Consider the following 22165-nt stretch of genomic DNA (forward strand, 5'->3'; position numbering starts at 1 on the left):
GTATTCGGGTATGAGCAATCATCTTTTTGCGGTTATAAATAATTTTAAAGAAAAAGATATGACTATAATTAACAAAAAGAATAAAGAAGTAAAACTATTTTACAATAGTACGCTTTCCACGGGGAAACAAGCAGCTGCATTTGCCGAATCCCTCGACCGCTCGCTTTTACTTATCGATATTAGCAAAACTCCTGTAAGCGATACACAGTGGGTCGAAATTGCCGACGAACTCGATATCAAGGTGGAAGACCTCATCAATAAAGAGCATCCATCCTATGCGCAAAATTATAGTTCGGACTTGAAAATGGAGACCGAGGGATGGATCAAGATCTTACGTGAACACCCTGAAGTTGTAAGTGAATCTATCTTATTATTTGAAGGGACGTTTTATCAATTATCATCACCCAACGAGCTCATGAACTTTTTTAAATCTGACAGTGCAGGTATTGAGCCATATTAGTTTTTAAACCGATGGATAACAGACTTTATACGTAACTCCCCAAACTTTCTATCGCAGTATTCACCTGTTTCAAAGATTTCTCTTTTTACGCAAGTCGCTGGACCATGAAAAGGAATGGCCACAGTCTTTTGACAGCCCCAAAATATCTCACGTAGCATTATAGGTGTTTACTCTATAAGAAAGGTTACGTCATGAGCTACGGCCATCTTTTCAGAAATCCTTATGAGGTACACTTTATCATCTAAACACTTTTTCTTTTCCCTGTGATCAAACTAATAAGGAATAGTACTAAAAAGATAAAAAAGAGAACCTTGGCAATAGTGGCTGCGCCAGCAGCTATTCCACCAAATCCAAAGATTGCCGCAACTATGGCTAAAATGATAAATGTAATACTCCAACGTAACATAATGAGTAGTTTTAAATGGTTATATGCGCTAAGATGCTCAAACAAAATAGATTAGACTTGCTTTCATGGTTTAAATATTGACCCATACGGATATCATTTCAAATCCTTTTATTTAAGATTGTTGTACCTTTAACCTAACGACCTTAATTTATGAATTCAATGATCGAGATACAAGATGATGACGCCTCCAATATTTTAAAGGATATTGCCCATCATTTTGACCTAAAGCGCGAAATAGACAACCGTGAGTCATGTGTACGTATTCCTAAGCAGACAGGTTCGGGTTATATAAAAGCCTATTGTTTTGATTTTGGTATCAGTGTCTTAGAGTCCGATTTTATATTGAGCCAGCATTTGGATCTAAAATTCAAGAGAAGTCAAGTGCATCCGCTTAAAATTCTATTCAACCGTGGCAACAGCTTCACCTATCATCTTACGAACAGTACCGATGATATCACTATCGATCGTTTGGAAGGTGCCATTATAGCGAGTACGCCGCAAAAAAATCATATTTTCAAAATTCCGGCCAATGAGCCTATCAATATGTTTAGCGTTGAAATAAATCGAAAACTTTTCGAGGATAAGATCGCGGACTTTATTTTGGAAATGAACGATGATCTTATTGATCTATTTCGAGATGCCAATGGGGTAAATCCCTTTTTCTACAAGGGCCTTTACAGTTATGAGATCGAACGACTCATCGAAGACTTTATGGATAGTGAGCATGAGGGATTTATGCGGTGGGTGTTCTTAGAGGCCAAAGTCTATGAGATCATCGTAAATCAGTTAAAGCAATACCTCGACGATCTGTTTGAACCTGAAAAACGAAAGATCTTAAGGAAAGCGACCATCGAGAAGATCGAAAAGGCCGTGGAGATCATCGAACAGGAAATAGACAGCATGGATAGCGTGAGCCAGCTGGCCAAACGCGTCGGACTCAACCAAAACAATCTTCAAAAAGGTTTTAAACTTTTATATGCTGTATCGGTGAAGGAATATATTCGAAACTACCGAATAGAAAAGGCACGACAACTTATGGAGACCACTTCACTGAACATCACCGAGATCACTTATAAGATAGGTATCAATTCGAGAAGTTACTTTTCCAAGATCTTCAAGCAAAAGTATGGAGTTAGCCCTAAACTTTATAAGGAGCAGATCAAGAACAATCGCCAAGTATCTTGATTCTTTTTAGAATTTCTTTTAGTATTTAACCAAATAATTTCTTAAAAACAGACGCTAAGGAGTTCAAAAGTGTCAATTTATGTTTCAAAATTGTTAAACGGTTTTTTCAATATCAAGTTTCTTTGTGCTTCAAGGAGTTTAGTGATCTATGCAAACAATAACCGTAACTGATATTAGCCCAAAGCATATCTCTAATCAAATCAATGAACAGCTACAAGGAAATCTTACTGCCGACGATGGAGAATGTGTCATCTCATTGGACAACGCGTTGGGAAAGGGTAAGATCAGAACCATTGATTTTGATTGGGGCCTGACCTTGTTGGACCTGGAGTTAGCGCTCGAAGAAGATGTCGAATTTATATTTCAACAAGTGGATCAAAGCCCCATTTGGTTCATTTTTATTACTGAAGGATCCCTCAGTTATCATTCGTGTGTGCAATCTGAGATGAGCACAAAACTTGAACGTTTCCAAAACATCATCATAGCGACAAACAATGATACCAAGACCCACTTTGCATTTCCAAAAGGCGAATCACTGAAAGTGAATCTCATTGTAATAGATAGAAATAAGTTCAAAAATAAAAAAGGGTATGACCTTGGATACTTGTCCAACACCTTGAACAAGGTTTTTGAAGCTGCTGCCCAAAATGAAAATTATAAGCATTTGGGAAATTATAATCTTAGGATTGCAGACCAGATCAAGCTATTGAAGGATTCCCACCCAAAGGGAATGGTCAAAATGTTATCGATTGAAGGAAGATTGAATATGATACTTGCGTTGCAGATCCTAGAGCATCACAACTTTGAAAATAAGATAGATATTCCCGAATCGCTGACGGCCGCAGATATCGAAAAAATCCATGAACTCACCAATTACATAAAAAATCATTTGGCCGAACATACTACGATCAAAACGCTTTCGATGCGGTCCGGTCTTAGCCCTAAAAAACTACAGCTGGCGTTCAAAATGTTATTTGACCAGACGGTAAACGAATATATTCGTCAAATACGGCTTGAACAAGCAAGGGACCTTCTTCAAAATACCGACTTGACCGTTTCAGAGATCGTATATCAAATAGGGCTGAAGAGCCGAAGTTATTTTTCGAGGATCTTTTTTGAAAGATATTCAATGCTGCCCACCTCCTTTAGAAAAAAGAAATCACCTAGCTAATTAGATTATCAAAAATGCCATTATAGCTCACAGGCTCTAACATAGAGTGGAACATGATGTTCTGATTGTAGAACTCCTTGGCAATGGGATGTACGTTGATCTGCAAATCATTGTTATTTAATAGATGTTCTACATCCTCTCTGATCAAGTCTTGACTTAACCAAGCATCTTTGTCCTTCGGGTCGATGACCAAAGGCATGTCGGCACTTAGGTTCTGCACTTTTTTTAGGGGGTCTACAGCATCTACCATTAGAATCGTGGCGGTGATAAAACCATCGTCGAGTCGGTTATATACCCCAGCCAAGAGGAGCGGCATATTACTGCCATTGCTTGCAAAAAACGGATAAAGATTATCCTCGTGTAATCGCTTCGAAAAAAATCCTGAGACCAAAATTAGACAGCGCCTATGGTCCAACGCATTTTTAAAGAGCACATTGGGATGGGACTGATTTACATTTACCGTCAATGTCTGATGCGCTTGTTGAAAGACTTGCCAATCATCCTCGAATCGTGCTGGCAAGAGTCCCCAAATAGCGTTATCTACGGAAAATGGATCTTCTGAGGTAATAATATGAATATTCTCCTCATTGCTCCCATCTATCATCAGCTTTGGCTGATATAGGTTTGGATATTTAAATCTGACCCCTAGACCGTCCTCAATTTGTTCCTTCCTTGTCGTATTTGAAATTTTCCTTAGCATGATTTTCCACATGCAAGTAAATAAAAAAAGGCATGTTGCTTTATCTGGAATACTCGTAATTGTGACTCGAATGCATCATACATGCTTAGAAAGTTTAGCTTAGCCTTATTTTGTTAACTATTTATCTTAAAACATCAAACAATTTTATCGAAACCTTTTACTTTTATCTTCCACCAATAACTTTAGCCATGCAACCACCTCAAAACATCAATTCGTTCATTGACCTCTTTGAGGAAGATCGTGTAAATGCTAATTGCTATTACAGAGAACAGAAGGAATTGCCGATGCATCAAGCGGTCGGAAAAATTGAAAAGAGCAGGATCAACGAATCACTCGAGCTTTATTTTTTCGATTTTAAGACCACAAAAGATTTCTGCTATAGCTTGAACACGGCAATCAAAGGAAGTACCTTCTTTCTATACGCCATCAGCAACCCTCTTCATGTTGAGATAAGGCAAGAAAAGCACTTTGATCTACAAAAACATCGCCCTGGGGTGTATCTGTGCGACCAAAAGAACCAAGCGGTCTTATCCCTTTTCCGTGAAGTGCATTATCAGTTCTTTATTTTTGTACTATCCCCTGCCAAAGAAAAAGTAGGGTTCTCGCAACAGCTTCCTTATCGATTTTTTGTAGGTAGTATGGACCTTAAATTGATGGCGCTTGCCCAGACACTTGTAGAAATACATAATGACCTTAGAACGTTGAATACGATAAAGATTCATGGTTTCGGGCAATTGATGTTGGCTGGAATTATTGGTAATATCAACGATAAATTGAATAAGAAAAATAATCAAACTAGCCTTACAGAGAGAGAGTTGGAACAGGTTAGCGCGATCAGCAAGCAAATTCTAAAAGCACCTGAAACGCCCTACTCTGTTAATTTTCTTTGTCGCGCTTTCGGGATTGCACCATCCAAATTACAGGAAGGTCTGAAATCTTTGCACAATAGAACGCTTTCGGATTATGTAAGAAATGTACGGGTAGAAAAAGCAGAGCAGCTGATCAAAACCACCGACCTCACCATTTCCGAAATTGTCTACACCGTAGGCTTAACGAGTAGAAGTTATTTCTGTAAGATCTTCAAAAAACGATATGCCTATTCTCCCAGAGAGTATCGACAACGTCATAATGCCGAGGTGGGAGACGGAATGGGCACCGCTACTTTGGCCATCTAATTTCACTTTTGCTCGATCTTCAGCACTTCTGGAAAGTTCATCGTGCGTATCGGGAATGGGATATTGATGCCATTCTCATCAAACGCGTCTTTGATAAGTATGATCGCTTCGGTCTTCGCTTTGGCTACCTCTAAACCTGATTTAGAATTGATCCAAAAGCGCGTTTCAAAGTTTATAGAACTATCTCCAAATTCTCTGTACAAGAAAATGACATCTTCGGCCTTATTTACATAATCAAAGTTGTCCACAATGACTTGCACTACAATATCTCTTACTTTCCTAAGATCCGAACCATAACCCACGCCGCAATTTACAATAACTCTCGACTGATCGGTAATGGAATGGTTTTTAATAGGTTTTTCAACAACCAATTTGTTAGGTATATACACCAAGTTATTATCGACCTCCTTCAGGGTAACAGCGCGCAGGTCGATATCCACAACCTCGCCTTCATAGCCATTTGTAGTTACCCAATCGCCAAATTTTATATTTTTAATGTACGATAGCACGATTCCCGAATAGGTGTTGGCCAGCGCTCCTTGTAAGGCCAGACCTACTGCCAGACCAGCTACTCCCGCACCAGCAAGAACGGTGTTCAAGGTCTTGCTTAGATTAAGTATCCCTAAAATGAGAAACAAACCAAGAAGTACGATCATGATGGATACGATCTTGCTGATCAGATTTCGCATCGATGGCTGCAATTTGCTTTTCTTCAGCACCTTCAGAACCAATCTGCTTATGTATTTTGAAAGTATCAAGGACAGGCTGAAGACCACAATTGCAATGATAAGATTGGGGAGATTGACTATCAATGCGTCCAACCAACCTTCTAATCGCGTGATCATTTTGTCCCAAGCATTTTTCGCTTTTTCAGCTAACTGTATACTCATATTTTTCGATTTAGTTTGATCATTGATCATGAACGCATCCGTTCAATGATTCATCATGACAAAAAAATTTATTCCAATCACCACAAATGTACTTTCTGAGGCAGGCAAAGTCGTGCCCATTTGACAGTTTGATTGACTTAAAAGGTCAAATCGCAACTAGCCAACAAAGTACAAAGAATCTTAGAATAGCCAGCAGAAATATTGCAAATCACAACACTTATAATTCGCATTAAGAATTATGGTAAACGAGCAAAGGATCCGTGATTTACGATACTACTTTTGTCAAAATGGTCAGATTGACCTACAAAAAAATTGCTAACATTAAAAAAATTGGAATATGGATTACTTAAACATGAATGATCAAAAATTATTACCGGTCGCCACAGAATTGAATACGCTCTTGGCCGACTATCATATCTATTATCAAAAGCTGCGTAACTTTCATTGGAATATTTTGGGCAAAAACTTTTTCGACCTTCATAATCAGTTCGAAGCACTCTATGACGATGCAAAGATGAAGATAGATGAAATAGCAGAACGTATTTTAACGTTGCGTTTTCACCCAGTAAGTCGATTTGCCGAATATCTCAATATTTCAAGCCTCAAAGAGACGTCTGGTTTAATTACCGATAGGGAAATGGTCTCAGAAATATTGAAGGATCATAAGCAGATCCTCATGCAAATGCGCATTGTGATCTCACATGCAGAAAAAGCTGGGGATGAGGGTTCCATTGATATGATGGGAAGTTACATTGCTCAATTGGAAAAATCAAGCTGGATGCTGGATGCTTGGAGTAAAAACACACAAGACCAGTTAAAAACGGAGGTTATAAAGAATACTTTATAATGTTTCTTGAACATTGAAAAACTATTGCAGACGATGTTGTGATCACAACACAGACTACAAGCAATAATTTAAAAGAATTACGAGGTGAGTAAAGGAAAGCTTTGGCTTAGGTCGAAGCTTTTTGTCTTTTCCTTAACATTATTTTGTTTAGCTTTTTATATCTTGCGTTAAACAAAATAATAACCACCACCATGCTACACATTAATATTACCTCAGAAAATACCGAAGGCACCGTAAGACAGATCCAAGAAGTAATAGGAGGGAAAATCATTGAGGAATGGGGGGAGTATACCCTCGAGGTCGACTCCAAGTTCGCAAAGGGAGCTATACGCTTTATAAATTTCGATTGGGGAGTGAATATGCTAGAATATGATATCATTTTCCATGATGAGGTAGAACTTAAGATGGATGCATCTAAATTCAATCCTATCCATTTCGCGTATTGTCTTAAAGGCCATTGTGCCCATCGATTTGGGTTTCAGAACGAGTCGAAGCGACTAGAGCAATTTCAGTCGGTGATCATCACCAGCAAAGACGGTGGCTACAATTATGGATATTTTCCCAAAGGAGAAAAATTGGAGATCAATGTCATCCAAATAGTTAGAAAGCAGTTCATGAACAAACGAACCAATCATTTGTCCTCACTGAACAAGAAATTATATGAGGTCTTTGTCGACACCGACCATCATGATCATTTCGCTTATTTCGGAACTTATAATCTGAAACTAGGCGAAAAGATTGCCGGTTTGAGAGAGATCGAAGGTGATGGTATGATACGGGTGCTTCAAATTGAAGGCCTGGTATATCAAATATTGTCTGGGCATATTCAAGAGCACGACAAGGCCCAAAAGAGCGAAGTAATACCAACGAGTCTATTGAAAAACGAACTTAGAATTATTCGCAACCTAGCAAAACAAATTGTAGAGCATGTTTCTAAGGAATACTCCCTCGAAGAGCTTTCCTTACAGTCCGGTCTTTCACAGGCAAAACTTCAAGAGGGATTTAAGCTGTTGTATGCAAAGACCGTGACCGAATACATACGACATGTCCGCTTGGAGGCCGCAAGAGATTTGATCAACACCACTGAACTCAATATCTCACAAATTGTGTATTCTATAGGTTTCAGCAGTCGAAGTTATTTCTCTAAGATCTTTAAGGAAAAATATAATATCAGTCCAAGCGATTATCAGAAACAGCGTAAAGAATCGTTATTAAGAATTTCTCAAAAGAATGGTGTCCCTAAAATGCAGTCCGCCATGGTAGCAGTGTTCTAATATGCAGGTCTTCGCCTCTACTATAAGAAATTAGCTTACATTACTGAACCTAATAAATAAATAGCTACATGATATCAGTCAATACCTAATTCATTTCGGTCAAATTATCTAAACTCATATAGTTATCTTAACGATTATTAATGATGTCACGCAATCAGCATGAAAATAAAAAGATTACGCATGCACTAAAAGAATTTTACAGTAGTTCCAACAAAGGAAGGCCGTGAAGTTATCCATGATCATTACAACCTTATTTATCTAATTATTAACTAACAAAATAATATAAACTAGTAAAACATGAAACTTGTTAAAGATCCTGAAAATGAACGAAGAGATTATATTTTTCAAAAGAACACCAAGACTATTTTTGGTGCTAGATTCATTACTGCCGCATTGATATTTTTGATCATTACAGTCATCGCTACAGGCATCTATTTCGAATATTTTTAGAAGTAAGTATCTTTCTATTTATAAGGAAGAAAACATTTATATAATACCTGACAAAATCTACATACTCCATGCTATAGAAGCTTGGAGTTTTTTATGCGCACTGTGTTCATCCATTTGACAAATATCATGGTTTTAGTGCATATCCAAGACTACTTTTGACGCCGAGAATACAACCTTTACTATTTTACTTACCATCTAAATATGTTGAAATGAAAAAGCATATACTAATTACGATTACTATTATCGGTACTATCTTTTGCTCCTCCGCGCAAAATGCTACTGTAGACCAAAGCCCTAAATATGAGGTCAAAGTCATTACCAGCGTAGAATCCATCGTTCCGCTAGGCCTAGGGCGTTCTAGACTCATCTCTACAGATGCGGTTCGTGACTATGAAGAGTTCTCTTCTCAGCAGACCGAGGAAGACAACACGCGAAACAAGTCAAAACGAAAAAAGATTCGTGTAAAAGACTTCGAAGAGACCAAGTTGCTTAACTTTTACAATGTGGCTGGAATTCGTTTTCAGAACATCGCTGCCAATGACGCAGTGATCTCCTCAAAACTTACGGCCATGCTCGCAGAAGGCTGGGACCTGATATTTGTGGTCAGTGCTGTTGAAAGTGATGCCGGCGAGACCGATGGTCAAGGAATATTCATCACCCGATACATTTTTAAAAGACCAGTGGAAAAATAAAGTTTTGTTGGCACGTTATATTGCTGCCATGAGGACAAGTTGCGCTATTTTTACATCATGAAGCACTCCAAAGAAGAGCAATATTGGACCGACCGATATAAGGAATCACGTATGGGTTGGGATATAGGTTATCCCTCCACCCCGATAAAAAGATATATCGATCAACTTACCAATAAGGATATCAGCATATTAATTCCCGGAGCTGGCAACGCTTATGAAGCAGAATACCTACTTCAACAAGGTTTTAAGAATATACATATCCTGGACATTTCCGAAGTGCCGCTAAAGGATTTCAAAGACAGAAATCCGAACATGGCTAATGAGCAGCTGATCCATAAGGATTTCTTTTCTCATGAAGGAGCATACGATCTGATCATAGAACAAACCTTCTTCTGTTCTTTCGTTCCCACCGATGAGAATCGAAATCGTTATGCTCAAAAAATGCATGCCCTACTCAAAGACAAAGGAAAATTGGTAGGGCTATGGTTCGACATTCCCCTTACGAACGATATGAAAAAACGACCATTCGGTGGTCATAGGGCGTTATATCTAAAATACCTCTCCCCTTATTTTAAGGTTAATTCCTTTGAAAGGTGCTATAATTCGATTCCAGAGCGATCCAGGAATGAATTATTTGGAATCTTCCAAAAAAAGTGAATCGTTACCTAAGAATGATGGCATGGTATTGAGGTCGGAACCTATAGACGTCCTGTCAAAAACAAAAGGCCCAACTTTACAGTCGGGCCTTTCTCGCACTAATACTACTAAGATGATAGGTTTTAACGCAATCGGTCCACAGATTTTACGAGCTCTTCATCCTTTTTAATAGCCTTATTGGCCAACACTAATAAAACGATAGAAATCACAGGAAGAAGCATCCCAACACCCTTCTCCGAGACATGAGCCTCTCCGGATACACTTAGGGAACGATACACGAAAACTCCTAGTAAAAAAAGATTTAATATCATATTCAATCTGTTGATCACAAATTGATTTTTTCTATTCTTATACATAAATATGGCCACTACAGCCAAAAATGCCGACATCAGAAAGACCCCTAGAAGCAAGTTCTCTTCTTTGATGATGAACACCTTTCCATTGGCATACACTCCAAAAGAAAGCAAGAAAACCAGCGTACTATTTACATTGGCCGCCAGCAACAAATATAATGTTTGAATACGTTGTAGCATTATTTTTATTGTCGAATGGCAAAAATAGCAGTTCTTTTGTTAAAATACCATTTGTTTGTTAAAATTAATTTGTATTATTGCAAGGAGAATGCGCAAGTTGTTTATCTTCATTTGCATTCCCCACAAAAGACACTTTTCTATTTATTCGTAATATTCACCACATTTTCTATTTTAAATAGAATTCACAATTAACCTCATTTCATGTTTGAGATTTCAGAACTAAAAGAAAAAAAGCTTCCTGAGTTACAGGAAATAGCCAAAGAAATTGGTGTTAAAAGAATCACCGGACTCAAAAAGCTCGATCTTGTCTATAAGATCATCGATCACATAGCAGCCAATCCTATTGAGAAAACAGATACCAAAGAGGAAGCTCCGAAGCGAGCAAATCCTCCAAGAAAAGAGCGCAAGCCTAGAAAAGCGAGCACTCAAGAAAAACTACCTTTAGACGACAAGGCTGGCGGCACCGCCGCACAACAGGATAAATCTCCTGAGAAAAAGCCTGAGCCTGCGCATCAAAAAAGCAATGAGCAGAAAAGTCATAAGCGCGAAAGCAAGCCTCAAGACAACAAGCATCAAGGACAGAATCAGCAGCGTCAAAACAAACAACGCGACCACAAAAAAGATGGTCACAACAAACATCGCAATCAACAGCAGAACAGAGATCAACAGAAGGATCAAAACTTCAATAAGGACAAGCGCAATCGCTATAGAGAGCCAGATTATGAATTTGATGGCATCATCGAAAGCGAGGGTGTACTGGATATCATGCAGGACGGATATGGTTTCTTGCGCTCTAGCGACTATAACTACCTTTCCTCACCAGATGACATTTATGTATCGCAGTCGCAAATTCGATTATTTGGATTAAAGACAGGAGACACGGTACTGGGCCATGTACGTCCGCCTAAAGAAGGTGAAAAATACTTTCCACTGATCAAGGTAAGCAAGATCAACGGTATGGATCCCCAAGTAGTAAGGGACCGTGTATCATTTGAGCATTTGACGCCTTTATTCCCAGAAGAAAAATTCAATCTGGCAGATAAGCGCAGCACGCTCTCAACCAGAATCTTAGACTTATTCGCCCCTATCGGAAAAGGGCAACGCGGAATGATCGTTTCGCAACCAAAGACCGGTAAGACAATGTTGCTAAAGGATATTGCCAACGCGATTGCAGCAAGCCATCCAGAAGTATACCAGATCATCCTATTAATAGACGAGCGACCAGAGGAAGTCACAGACATGCAACGAAACGTTCGCGGTGAGGTGATCGCTTCCACTTTTGACAAAGAAGCCTCTGAACATGTTAGAGTAGCCAATATTGTATTAGAGAAGGCAAAGCGTTTGGTAGAATGCGGGCATGATGTCGTCATCTTACTCGATTCTATAACGCGATTGGCGCGTGCTTATAACACCGTACAACCAGCTTCTGGTAAAGTTTTAAGCGGTGGTGTAGATGCCAATGCATTACACAAACCTAAACGATTCTTTGGTGCTGCCCGTAATATTGAAGGTGGTGGATCGCTATCGATCATTGCAACGGCATTGACGGAGACAGGATCTAAAATGGATGAGGTGATCTTTGAAGAATTCAAAGGAACAGGTAATATGGAGCTTCAGTTAGACAGACGTATCTCTAACCGCCGAATATTCCCTGCCATCGACCTTATTTCTTCTAGTACACGTAGAGATGACCTATTGTTAGATGAGAAAGAAATTCAACGCATCTGGATCTTACGCAAATATTTGGCTGACATGAATCCAGTGGAAGCTATGGAATTCATTGAAGACCGCATGAAACGCACTCGAAGCAACGAAGAGTTCTTGATGACGATGAATCAATAAGATCCTTTTAAAAAATCATAGTATTTGATCCCCTTGGCTTATCATCTGAGGGGATTTCTTTTATCCCAATGTTAATGCCACTATGTTAGCTACTACTATTTTTAAAGGCGCAAAAATATAATTGGTGCAGACTGGGGAGCTACCGCAACGGTGAAATTGGACTGTGAATTTGGCGAAGGTTACAAATATTGCACGCTGACCACGTTCCAAAAGAAGGACGTAGGAAGTGTTTTCATTTTTTATCTCTACAATAAGAAGAAGGCCTTCAAAAAAGTATTGTCCAATCCAGCAAGTAACTTGTTTTACACTATTCGCTTCAATAAAGAGTGAATATCGGCACCTCTCCACTCTTTTAGAACTTTCACCAAACAAAAAAAGCCCCCGAAATGGGAGCTTCATGCCACAAAAAGTAGCCATTAGTTAAAGTGCATTCACATGCTTTGTAAGGCTAGACTTTAAATTGGCCGCCTTATTGCTATGAATGATATTTCTCTTTGCCAATCGATCTAGCATCGATGCTACTGTTGGCAATAAGCTTTCCGCCTCTTTCTTATCAGTCAACGCACGTAGTTTTTTGATCGCATTACGCGTAGTTTTATGCTGATATTTGTTTCTGAGACGAGCTGACTCGTTTCTTCTAATTCTTTTTAATGCCGACTTGTGATTTGCCATCTTCTTTCGTATTAATATTTTTCAATCTAATTCAGAATTCAGAATAAAGATATTCTGAATTATTTGTCGTAGCCCATAGGAGAATCGAACTCCTGTTTCCAGGATGAAAACCTGGCGTCCTAACCACTAGACGAATGGGCCAAATGAATTACGAATTACGATTTTTAGAATTATGAACGCTTATTCATAATTAAAAACTTTCATAACTCATAATTTCAAAGATCGTAGCCCATAGGAGAATCGAACTCCTGTTTCCAGGATGAAAACCTGGCGTCCTAACCACTAGACGAATGGGCCGCATTTTTGCCTAATTGCGGACCTGCCAGACATCAAAATTAAATTTATGTATCGCAGGCGGGTGCAAAAATACAACTATTTTTAAATGTTGCAATAGTGCTCTAAACTTTTTTGAGCTTTTTTATCTTTAGTATGCCTTTGCGAATAATACCCGCTTGTTGGAAGGCTTACCACTATATACACAAACACCTTCTTCCTCCTTTGCATCTAAGGGTATACAACGTATCGTAGCCTTGGTCAATTCCTTTATTTTATCTTCGGTTTCTACAGTGCCATCCCAATGCGCCAAAAGAAAACCTCCCTTGGCCTCCAAGACCTCTTTGAATTCGTCGAAGTCATTCACCTCAGTGATGTGAGCATTTCTAAAGTCAAATGCTTTTTTGTGTAAATTCGATTGGATATCAGACATCAGCTGCACTATGGTCTCTACAATTTCTGTCTTAGCGACAAACTGTTTTTCCAAAGTATCCCGCCGGGCGATCTCTACCGTACCCTTCTCAAGGTCCTTTGGTCCAATGGCGATACGAACGGGCACACCTTTAAGCTCGTACTCATTGAATTTAAAACCTGGTTTATGAGTATCTCTATCGTCAAATTTTACGGAAATTCCTTTAGCCCGTAAGTCTCTTACGATCTCATTGGCCACTTCCGATATCTGCGCCAATTGCTCATCGCCCTTATATATTGGAACGATGACCACTTGTATCGGAGCCAGATTTGGTGGCAGTACCAATCCGTTGTCATCGCTATGCGTCATGACCAATGCCCCCATGAGGCGCGTAGAAACACCCCAAGAAGTGGCCCATACATATTCTTGCTTTCCTTCTTTGGTTGCAAATTTCACATCAAAGGCCTTGGCAAAATTCTGCCCAAGGAAATGCGATGTTCCGGCCTGAAGCGCTTTCCCATCTTGCATGAGCGCTTCGATGCAATAGGTCTCCTCAGCACCGGCAAAACGCTCGCTCTCGGTCTTTACCCCCTTTACAACCGGAATCGCCATAAAATTCTCTGCAAACTCGGCATACACATCATTCATCTGTTCGGCCTCGGCAAGTGCCTCTTCTTTCGTCGCATGTGCGGTATGCCCCTCTTGCCATAGAAACTCTGCGGTGCGCAAGAAAAGTCGAGTACGCATTTCCCAACGAACTACATTGGCCCACTGATTAACGAGTATAGGAAGGTCCCTGTAAGATTGGATCCAGTTCTTATAAGTACTCCAAATGATCGCTTCGGAGGTTGGTCGCACCACCAACTCCTCCTCCAACTTGGCCTGCGGGTCTACCCGTAACTTCCCAGGTCTTTCGGGGTCATTTTGAAGTCGATAATGTGTTACTACCGCACATTCCTTGGCAAACCCTTCGGCATTTTTCTCTTCGGCCTCAAACAAACTTTTAGGAACAAATAATGGGAAATAGGCGTTTTGGTGCCCCGTTTCCTTGAACATTCGGTCCAATTCGGCCTGCATCTTTTCCCATATCGCATAGCCGTAAGGCTTTATTACCATACAACCTCTTACCGCTGAATTTTCGGCCAGATCAGCCTTTACGACCAATTCATTATACCATTTTGAATAATCTTCACTTCTTTTAGTCAATTTCTTACTCATCAGCAGTAGTTTGGCACAAATATTGTGACTATATTAAAGAAAAATAGTTTAGGCAAAACTAACTATTTTTGATATGTCCAACAATAAAAAAATAGGCGATATGCAACCTCTTTACAAACTTAAAAAGCAATTGGAGCGCATTACTTTGATAATGGGCTCGGCGATATTGCTAGTATCCTGTGGTACCTACCAGCAGGCGTCCTACTATGACAATGATGGAATCTACGGAGATAATGTGGACAATTACCAAGTTACCACCACTACCGAAGATAGAGAAGATAGAACTGAAGCTCCAAAAGCAGAGGAAGCGTCTTCTTCAGTCTACAAGAATTACTTCGATAAGAAAGCAGAACAGGCCGCGCAGATCCAAGAAGGAGAAATATTTACAGATATTGATGACTACTCTAGCACAGAAGACATCGACGAAGATGATATGGCGCAGGATTTCGATGATGGCGAATATACTTCTCAAGGTTTTGGATCTTGGGGCGATAATGCCACAGATGTCAGCATCAACATATACAGCAACAACTGGGGTTGGAACAACTGGGGTTGGGGCTGGAATAACTGGGGCTGGAACAACTGGGGTTGGAACAACTGGGGTTGGGGCTGGAACCGCTGGAATTTTGGCTGGGGCTGGAACAATTGGGCCTGGGGCGGACCGTTCTACGGAGGCTTTTATGACCCTTTCTGGGGAGGCTTCTATGGTGGCTTCTACGGTCCTTACTATGGAGGCTTCTATGGTAGATATAACAATGTAGCCTTTGCAAGAGGTCGTCGAGGCGGTTATGCCCTTAACAATACTATTGGATCAAGAAGAAGTGGCGTCGCCTCCAGGAACAGCAATGTCAGTAGAAGAGGAAACACGAATTATAATAGACGCGGAAATGTTTCTAATAGTCGAAGAACGGGTGTAAGCCGAAGGTCAACGATCAGAAGAAATGGTGTCGGCGTTGATGGCGATGTAAGAAATAATACACGCACGAGAATTAGAAATAGTAACAACGGAAATACGGTTCGCCGACGCGGCAGCACGGGAACTAGAGTGGATAGCGGCAACTCTGGAACGAGAGTGCGCTCTGGAAATTCTGGAACAAGAGTGCGCTCTGGCAACTCAGGCACTCGCGTGCGTTCTGGAAATTCTGGAACTCGCACCAGAAGCAGCTCTACAAGAAGAGGTAGCTCAAACAATAGGAGCTACTCGCCAAGGTCGTCGTCTTCTAGAAGCAGCGGGAGCTTCTCCCGAGGATCTAGCGGAGGCAGAAGCTCTGGCGGATCTAGAGGTGGCGGTGGCCGTAGAGGAAACTAAAAACACATTCACCCTAAGTACACTACAACCTTAAATTAAAAACATTATGAAAAAAATAGGTCTATTTATCCTATCGGTGCTTGCTGTGTCCTTTTCGAATGCACAAGATATAACGGACGCCTTGCGATATTCGACAAATCAACTTTCGGGAACAGCTCGTTATAGAGCGATGAGCGGCGCCTTCGGAGCGCTCGGTGGCGACCTCTCAGCAATGGCTACCAATCCAGCAGGGTCTGCAGTCTTTAGCACTGGTGAAATCGCCATATCTCTAACAAGCTATAATAATGATAATGATGCGTCCTACTTTGGGACCGCAACTAATGCCAGTGATTCGGCCTTCGATATTGGTCAAGCAGGAGCGGTTTTCGTATTCGATAATACTGGAAACTCTGATTGGACAAAGTTTTCTCTAGGTTTCAACTATCAAAACGTCAACAACTTCAATGACAATCTTTTTGTTGCTGGAATCGGCACGACGAGTGTAGACCAGTACTTTTTGACCTATGCTCAAGGATTGGACATTGCCAATATTTCGGCCCAGCCCGGAGAATCACTCACAGAGGCATATATCGATATTGGACGTGCATTTGGTTTTGGGCATCAACAGGCCTTTCTAGGTTACGAATCATTCATACTAGACCTAGACCCGAGTGGTAATGGCATTGACGAATATATTTCCAATGCATCGTATGCCAGTGGAGTAGATCAAGAATACTCATACGCTACGAGCGATTATAATAGAAAATTTACCTTCAACCTAGCAGCACAGTATAAGGAGAATCTATATTTAGGGCTAAATCTTAACTCGCATGTTGTTGATTATAGACGAAGCACCTTTATTTCTGAGATAGGATTTGATAGAGTTAATGACTTTTCGGTCACAGAGATCGAGTTTGCCAACGAGCTATATACCTACGGAACAGGTTTTTCGTTTCAGGCGGGTGCCATTGCTAAGGTAAACGATGATGTACGTCTCGGGGTTTCCTATCAATCTCCAACTTGGTATCGATTGAACGACGAACTATCTCAGGCGGTAAGAGTATTTACAGTAGACCCAGTTGACATCAATGATCCAAGTCTAGATTTTGAAGATGTAGTAGCACCCAATGTGATCACTCTTTTCGATGACTATCGTCTGCGAACTCCGGGAGAGCTCACAGGTAGTTTTGCCTACATCTTCGGAAAGCAAGGCCTGATAAGTTTTGACTATACAAGAAAGGATTTCGGAAGTGCCGAATTTAAACAAAATACAGGATTTAATGCCGAAAATACACTCATCTCCAATAGTCTTAAAGCCACCAACAATTATAGATTGGGGGCAGAATATCGTATAGAGGCCTTTAGTTTGCGCGGTGGATATCGATTTGAAGAAAGCCCCTATGAAAATGGCAGTACGATTGGAGATCTAACAGGGTTTTCCGTTGGAGCAGGATATAGCTTTGGCGGCTGGAAATTGGACCTTGCCTACGATCAGGCGCAACAAGAACGAAATCAGCAATTATTCAATGTTGGCCTAACTGATACTGCCTTTGTAGACAATATCAACAGTAATGTCACATTAACCTTGACCTTGAAATTATAGTATCGTATCGAAGACACCACTATTATTTTCTTCAAAACCGAGTATGTTCTGCACGTTCATACTCGGTTTTCATTTGTCTTGATTTATCTCTTTAGGGTAAAATGCCCTTTCACCTCTTGAATGGTACCGTCTTCTTTTGGGTACATCACCTTAAACCAATAATCATTGGCCGGTAAAGGCTGCCCATTGATCGTTCCGTCCCAACCCCCACTAAGTGGACTCAATTGTTTCAAAAGTTTTCCATAACGATCAAAGAGATATATTTTTGCCGTGGGTCGTTGGCTTATCGCATCGAAATTCCAGACATCGTGATATCCATCACCATTGGGTGTAAAATAGCGAGGATAATCAATGATGAATATATTCCCCCAAATGGCATTGGGCAGGCAACCATCGACATCTCTTACCGTTACAAGGTGCTCTCCGCCACGAACATTCTCAAAAGTGGCACTACTTTGCCATGGGCCATCGTCCAATCGGTATTCGTACGTGTAAAGATCGGCATCTTGAATATTGGCGGTAATGGTATTGCTGGCCGCTCCCTCAATTTCCAAAGCGATGGTCACCTCATTTCCCGGGACAAAAACCGGCGCATTAGAATAGCGAACGCTGATCACGTAATCCCTTGGGCATCCAGAAAAAGAAGCTGGCAGACTGGGATCGTTGTAGGTAATTCTCCAAATATAATCGCCCTGCGCATCGGTATTCGACAATGTGATGGAAGAAGTAGTTTCCGGTCTTTGTGATCCATCAGGATTGAACCAAGTATATGAATAATTTGGATTGAAAAGTGTTGGCACACCAATCTCTACCGTACCATCATTCAAACATAATATGGCTTGCTGCTCCACGCCAAGATCCTCAGGTTCTATTGGACTTTCAACCACTACAGCCTCGATCCGTTCTACGATGAAACAATCCTGAAAATTTGGATTGTCGACTCTTACCCATAAAGGTTGTCCATTAGGCATTCCATTTGTAAAAATATCAGGCAAGGCAAAAGAAATGTCCCCATCGATCGCCTGGTCTTCGCGTGGGTAAAAGTTGACTCTGAATATTCCATCCAAAGGTCCTCCTGTATATACCGAAAGTATCTGTGTCCTTCGTTGTGTCAGATCAAAATCTGCAAACCCATCATTCCAATTGGGATTATCTGCATCACACGCCAAAAGCGCTTCCGTATCCTCTGGTCTTAGATCTAATGGTGTGGGATACACCGTAAAGTTGAAAGAATTAATATCGAAACAATTGGTATTCACACTATTCTCTATTCGCACGAAAATTTCAGTTGAAGCAGTCGCCACATCATTCGAATACGGATTCGTCAAGGGTGCAGTATTCATTTGCGCATCCACTGGAGACAAGTGATAGCTAACATTAAAATCGGTAGCTGATTGCCCATTGAGCACCAAAGGAGTGATCGTTCCAAAATCTAAGGTAGCTATTCCATCATTTTGCACACCATTGCTGTAAACATCACTAGTATCATCACAAGAATCAACGTCATCAACTTCGAATGCCGTTGGTTGTACATCTACTTGTAATAGAAACGATGTGGTTCGATAACAGCTGGTATTGTTCACATTCTCTATACGGACATAGATCCTTTGAGAGTTTGCGACCGTATTATCATAGGCCGTCTCATTAAGCGGGTCTCTGTCCAAATCCGCATCTTCTTGAGAATCATGAAAACTTATATCAAAAAAGGCAGGGTCTTGTGCAAGTAGGATTTCGGCCTCCCGTGTACCCAATTCAAAGGTGACAATACCATCTCCGTCCGGAAAAGCCTCATCATCACATAATTGATAGGTCATAGGGGTATTGGCCACAGGCATCCTATAGACGTTAAAATCAAAGGAGCCAATGTCATAACAGACCAAGGAAGGATCTAAATCGTCTATATTTTGCACTCGCACCCAAATGGTCTCTGTTTGGTAAGCCACTGGATTGTTATAGATTCCGATGATCGGATTGATATTGTCATCGGCATCTGGCTCGCTAGTGTGATAACTCACGGTGTATTCCGTTGGATCCAAACCATTGAGCACTTCCGCATTCAAGGTAGAGAAATCTATTTGGCCAATGCCGTCCCCTTCCAGTCCATTAAAAGAACCATCGTCACATTGCTCGATATCGTCGGGCTCATTCACTACTCCCGTCGAAGTTAAACGTAGTGTAAAGCTTGCCGAAGCATCAAAACATGTTGGATTATTTGTGTTCTCCATTCGCACGTATATCGTCTGAGAGGTATCTCCGCCGCCCGTATAATTATAGTTGTCAGGTAACGGATTGACGTCATTTATCGCATCGGTAGCATCCAAGTGATAGGTCACTGTAAATTCATTCGGGTCCTGCGTTCCTAGCACAAAGGGATCATGGTCACTCATCACAAAGATCGCTTCGCCATCATTTGATGTATCGTCACATTGGATGAACGGTGGTGGCACATTGGCCACAGGATATGGATTTGGAATCAATTGAAAGCTCGTTGTAGTACTGCAATTCAGAGATGTTGTAGGGTCGGTCAAAACGATGGTGATAGTTTCAGGACCACCTGGACCTGTGGGGTCTGACATCCAATTGGTCATTGGATTTGGCAATGTACTGCCCAATGAGTTCATGGCACCGTCAAAGTATTCTATGGTGAGGCCTGTCTGACTTCCCAAAACCGTAGCTTCAACATTAGAGGTATCGAAAGTATTGGCAAAGCCATCATTATCGCTATCGCATTCTTGTAGATCCGCTACCGTTGTCACATTTGGTGAAGGCTCGACAGTAAGATCAAAGGTGGTCTCATTAAAGCAATTCAAATTGCCAGCATTTGCAACTCTGGCTGTAATAGTCTGGGTAATGGATGTAAAAGGGTTGGGTAGCGGGCTGGGTAGCGGATTTCCCATGCCATCGAAATAGCTGACCACAACACCGGTTTGGGCACCCACAAGCTGTGATTCGACCATGCTAGAATCGAACTCAGCAGTATTGTTATTTGGAAAGCCATCGCAAAGAACGATACTAGTTACCGAGTTTGCTGTAGGTACAGTAAAAAAGGTGATCTCTACGGTATCCTCATCAGAATTACCGCTGCCGTCCTCCACAAATACGCGATAGGTTCCAGAAACATTGGTGGTAATATCATATGTTGTCAAGGTCGGTCCAGATGCTAAGTCTACAAAAGTGCCATCTTGAGGAGCTTCATCAACGGACCATGTATAATTTACAGCATTATCGGTGGTACCGTCTAATGTTATGGTGTCGCCTTCGCAGACATCTTGATCCTGACCTAAGTTTCCTGCAACGATACTACAATCTGTATCTGGCGCTCCGTTAGTAGGCTGTAAAAGGATCTCACCTATTTGATTATCAAAATTCGTGATCAATACCAAGTAGTACTCTCCAACTTGGGCATTGGGAATTGTCAAGGTTTCCACAGGTGCGGGAGAATAACTACAATCGATGATGTTGGTATTATCTTGATTCCCTAAATAGTATCTGGGATTGTCAACATTGTTTGGGCAATCACCAGGACTTGTAATACCATCACCATTGGTATCACATCCATCTGCCAATATACCGCATTGGCCATCTGGCATTGTAAAAGGGCCCCAAGCGATAAAGTCTACATCGATTCCGGTTCCTTGAATCACCCCATCATCTGTAATATCGGTATTTTGTATGATACTGTAGGACAGATCACCCGCCTGTTCGATTCGAAGAAAATAATAGGTTGGGTTGGGTGTAGTATTTAAACAACCTATTGTCCCTTCACCTGGAGTATTGACAACATTGGCAAATGGTTGTGGCGCCATCGAACTTGCACAAAAGGGAATAGAGTTCTCACAATCCTGGGCAAAACTTTGATAGAGAAAAAGCAGAAAAAAGCTGATTGCACATATGATGATTCGATGCCCCATAATCATAACTTTTCAAATTTCTCTTTATACAATTCAGCACCATCCCCATCGGTAAGAACAACATAATACTTTCCTGGAACAAGCTTTTTAAGACTTATCTTAACGTATCTGGTAGACCCCAGTGGATGTAACCGAGAAAGGATTTCCTCACCATTGACATCTTTAATACTAAATGTAAAGGCAACTTCCTTCTTAAGTGTATAAACAAGGGTTTTTTGAACTTTTTTCGACTCTAGATTGAAAATTTTATGGAAATCAGTTTGTTTTTGTGCAAAAAGCACTGAGGACAGAAAGAGTAGCCCTAAAGACACTAGACTTTTCATGGTTATTGGTTATAATTTCAACAAGTGAGTCGGAAAATTAGTATTTTTTTAACGATCCCTTTGTTAAAAAATTAAATACTTGTTCAGATGTTGTTTTTTTTCGGTAACGGAATTATACTTTAGGATATTTTAACATTTTAAAAGGAATAATCGCTGAGCGACCATTTAATGCTTATTACAGCA

20 protein-coding genes and 2 tRNA genes are annotated in these 22165 nt (G+C 40.7%); 12 read left to right on the forward strand and 10 right to left on the reverse strand.

The annotated features are described in order from the left end of the window. Positions 1–58: 58 nt before the first annotated feature. Positions 59–460: an arsenate reductase family protein gene (locus ACFQ1M_RS00280; protein WP_386402212.1), complete on the forward strand. Its 402-nt coding sequence runs from the start codon at positions 59–61 to the stop codon at positions 458–460. A 241-nt stretch (positions 461–701) separates the two neighbouring features. Here ACFQ1M_RS00280 and ACFQ1M_RS00285 read toward each other — a convergent pair whose 3' ends face one another. Beyond that, the gene (locus ACFQ1M_RS00285) at positions 702–866 is read right to left on the reverse strand and encodes a DUF1328 family protein (protein WP_386402215.1); all 165 of its coding nucleotides are present in this window, start codon (positions 864–866) and stop codon (positions 702–704) included. Positions 867–1016: 150 nt separating this feature from the next. Between ACFQ1M_RS00285 and ACFQ1M_RS00290 the strand changes: the two genes are divergently transcribed. Both ACFQ1M_RS00290 and ACFQ1M_RS00295 read left to right on the forward strand, forming a co-directional pair. Next, the gene (locus ACFQ1M_RS00290; protein ID WP_386402218.1) at positions 1017–2051 is read left to right on the forward strand and encodes a helix-turn-helix domain-containing protein; all 1035 of its coding nucleotides are present in this window, start codon (positions 1017–1019) and stop codon (positions 2049–2051) included. Between the two features lie 148 nt (positions 2052–2199). Continuing rightward, positions 2200–3222 carry a helix-turn-helix domain-containing protein gene (locus tag ACFQ1M_RS00295; protein ID WP_386402221.1) on the forward strand — a complete coding sequence of 341 codons (1023 nt, stop codon included), beginning with the start codon at positions 2200–2202 and terminating at the stop codon, positions 3220–3222. On the opposite strand, the gene ACFQ1M_RS00300 is transcribed toward ACFQ1M_RS00295, so the two are convergent. Next, complete coding sequence (locus tag ACFQ1M_RS00300) at positions 3215–3922, reverse strand: SOS response-associated peptidase family protein (RefSeq protein ID WP_386402223.1); 708 nt, start codon at positions 3920–3922, stop codon at positions 3215–3217. The genes ACFQ1M_RS00295 and ACFQ1M_RS00300 overlap by 8 nt on opposite strands. Positions 3923–4110: 188 nt before the next feature. On the opposite strand from ACFQ1M_RS00300, the gene ACFQ1M_RS00305 reads away from it, so the two are divergent. Next, complete coding sequence (locus tag ACFQ1M_RS00305; RefSeq protein WP_386402225.1) at positions 4111–5097, forward strand: helix-turn-helix domain-containing protein; 987 nt, start codon at positions 4111–4113, stop codon at positions 5095–5097. 2 nt (positions 5098–5099) lie between these two features. Here the strand turns inward: ACFQ1M_RS00305 and ACFQ1M_RS00310 are convergent, their stop codons facing one another. Next, the gene (locus tag ACFQ1M_RS00310) at positions 5100–5987 is read right to left on the reverse strand and encodes a mechanosensitive ion channel family protein (protein WP_386402228.1); all 888 of its coding nucleotides are present in this window, start codon (positions 5985–5987) and stop codon (positions 5100–5102) included. Between the two features lie 337 nt (positions 5988–6324). On the opposite strand from ACFQ1M_RS00310, the gene ACFQ1M_RS00315 reads away from it, so the two are divergent. The 5 genes from ACFQ1M_RS00315 to ACFQ1M_RS00335 all read left to right on the forward strand — a co-directional run bounded on the left by ACFQ1M_RS00315 (position 6325) and on the right by ACFQ1M_RS00335 (position 9907). After that, positions 6325–6834, forward strand: coding sequence for a Dps family protein (locus tag ACFQ1M_RS00315; protein WP_386402231.1), 510 nt, complete (start codon positions 6325–6327; stop codon positions 6832–6834). A 191-nt stretch (positions 6835–7025) separates the two neighbouring features. Further along, positions 7026–8108 carry a helix-turn-helix domain-containing protein gene (locus ACFQ1M_RS00320; RefSeq protein ID WP_386402234.1) on the forward strand — a complete coding sequence of 361 codons (1083 nt, stop codon included), beginning with the start codon at positions 7026–7028 and terminating at the stop codon, positions 8106–8108. Between the two features lie 297 nt (positions 8109–8405). After that, the gene (locus tag ACFQ1M_RS00325) at positions 8406–8558 is read left to right on the forward strand and encodes a hypothetical protein (protein WP_386402237.1); all 153 of its coding nucleotides are present in this window, start codon (positions 8406–8408) and stop codon (positions 8556–8558) included. A 209-nt stretch (positions 8559–8767) separates the two neighbouring features. Continuing rightward, a complete protein-coding gene (locus ACFQ1M_RS00330; protein WP_386402240.1) occupies positions 8768–9250 on the forward strand; it encodes a hypothetical protein in 483 nt (160 codons plus the stop codon). 57 nt (positions 9251–9307) lie between these two features. Further along, positions 9308–9907, forward strand: coding sequence for a methyltransferase domain-containing protein (locus tag ACFQ1M_RS00335; RefSeq protein ID WP_386402243.1), 600 nt, complete (start codon positions 9308–9310; stop codon positions 9905–9907). A gap of 122 nt (positions 9908–10029) precedes the next feature. Here ACFQ1M_RS00335 and ACFQ1M_RS00340 read toward each other — a convergent pair whose 3' ends face one another. Further along, positions 10030–10440, reverse strand: a complete 411-nt coding sequence (locus ACFQ1M_RS00340) for a DUF4293 domain-containing protein (RefSeq protein WP_386402246.1) — start codon at positions 10438–10440, stop codon at positions 10030–10032. A gap of 201 nt (positions 10441–10641) precedes the next feature. On the opposite strand from ACFQ1M_RS00340, the gene rho reads away from it, so the two are divergent. Beyond that, on the forward strand, positions 10642–12282 hold the full coding sequence (gene rho / locus ACFQ1M_RS00345; protein ID WP_386402249.1) for a transcription termination factor Rho: 1641 nt from the start codon (positions 10642–10644) through the stop codon (positions 12280–12282). A 420-nt stretch (positions 12283–12702) separates the two neighbouring features. Here rho and rpsT read toward each other — a convergent pair whose 3' ends face one another. From rpsT to proS, 4 genes are all read right to left on the reverse strand, one after another. Next, positions 12703–12954: a 30S ribosomal protein S20 gene (rpsT, locus tag ACFQ1M_RS00350; protein ID WP_386402252.1), complete on the reverse strand. Its 252-nt coding sequence runs from the start codon at positions 12952–12954 to the stop codon at positions 12703–12705. A gap of 69 nt (positions 12955–13023) precedes the next feature. Beyond that, positions 13024–13095, reverse strand: a tRNA-Glu gene (locus ACFQ1M_RS00355). Between the two features lie 84 nt (positions 13096–13179). Further along, a tRNA-Glu gene (locus ACFQ1M_RS00360) sits at positions 13180–13251 on the reverse strand. A 127-nt stretch (positions 13252–13378) separates the two neighbouring features. Continuing rightward, entirely contained in the window at positions 13379–14857 is a 1479-nt protein-coding gene (proS, locus tag ACFQ1M_RS00365) for a proline--tRNA ligase (protein WP_386402255.1), read from the reverse strand. Positions 14858–14930: 73 nt separating this feature from the next. Between proS and ACFQ1M_RS00370 the strand changes: the two genes are divergently transcribed. Both ACFQ1M_RS00370 and ACFQ1M_RS00375 read left to right on the forward strand, forming a co-directional pair. Next, on the forward strand, positions 14931–16166 hold the full coding sequence (locus ACFQ1M_RS00370; RefSeq protein WP_386402258.1) for a hypothetical protein: 1236 nt from the start codon (positions 14931–14933) through the stop codon (positions 16164–16166). Positions 16167–16212: 46 nt separating this feature from the next. Continuing rightward, positions 16213–17748 (forward strand): OmpP1/FadL family transporter, encoded by a 1536-nt coding sequence (locus ACFQ1M_RS00375; protein ID WP_386402261.1) that lies wholly within the window; start codon positions 16213–16215, stop codon positions 17746–17748. Between the two features lie 83 nt (positions 17749–17831). Here ACFQ1M_RS00375 and ACFQ1M_RS00380 read toward each other — a convergent pair whose 3' ends face one another. Both ACFQ1M_RS00380 and ACFQ1M_RS00385 read right to left on the reverse strand, forming a co-directional pair. Next, complete coding sequence (locus ACFQ1M_RS00380) at positions 17832–21659, reverse strand: T9SS type B sorting domain-containing protein (RefSeq protein ID WP_386402264.1); 3828 nt, start codon at positions 21657–21659, stop codon at positions 17832–17834. 2 nt (positions 21660–21661) lie between these two features. Further along, positions 21662–21982 (reverse strand): hypothetical protein, encoded by a 321-nt coding sequence (locus tag ACFQ1M_RS00385; protein ID WP_386402267.1) that lies wholly within the window; start codon positions 21980–21982, stop codon positions 21662–21664. Positions 21983–22165: the final 183 nt, after the last annotated feature.

The sequence above is a fragment of the Sungkyunkwania multivorans genome, from assembly GCF_042675645.1.
In the GTDB taxonomy this organism is placed as follows: Bacteria; Bacteroidota; Bacteroidia; order Flavobacteriales; family Flavobacteriaceae; genus Sungkyunkwania; species Sungkyunkwania multivorans.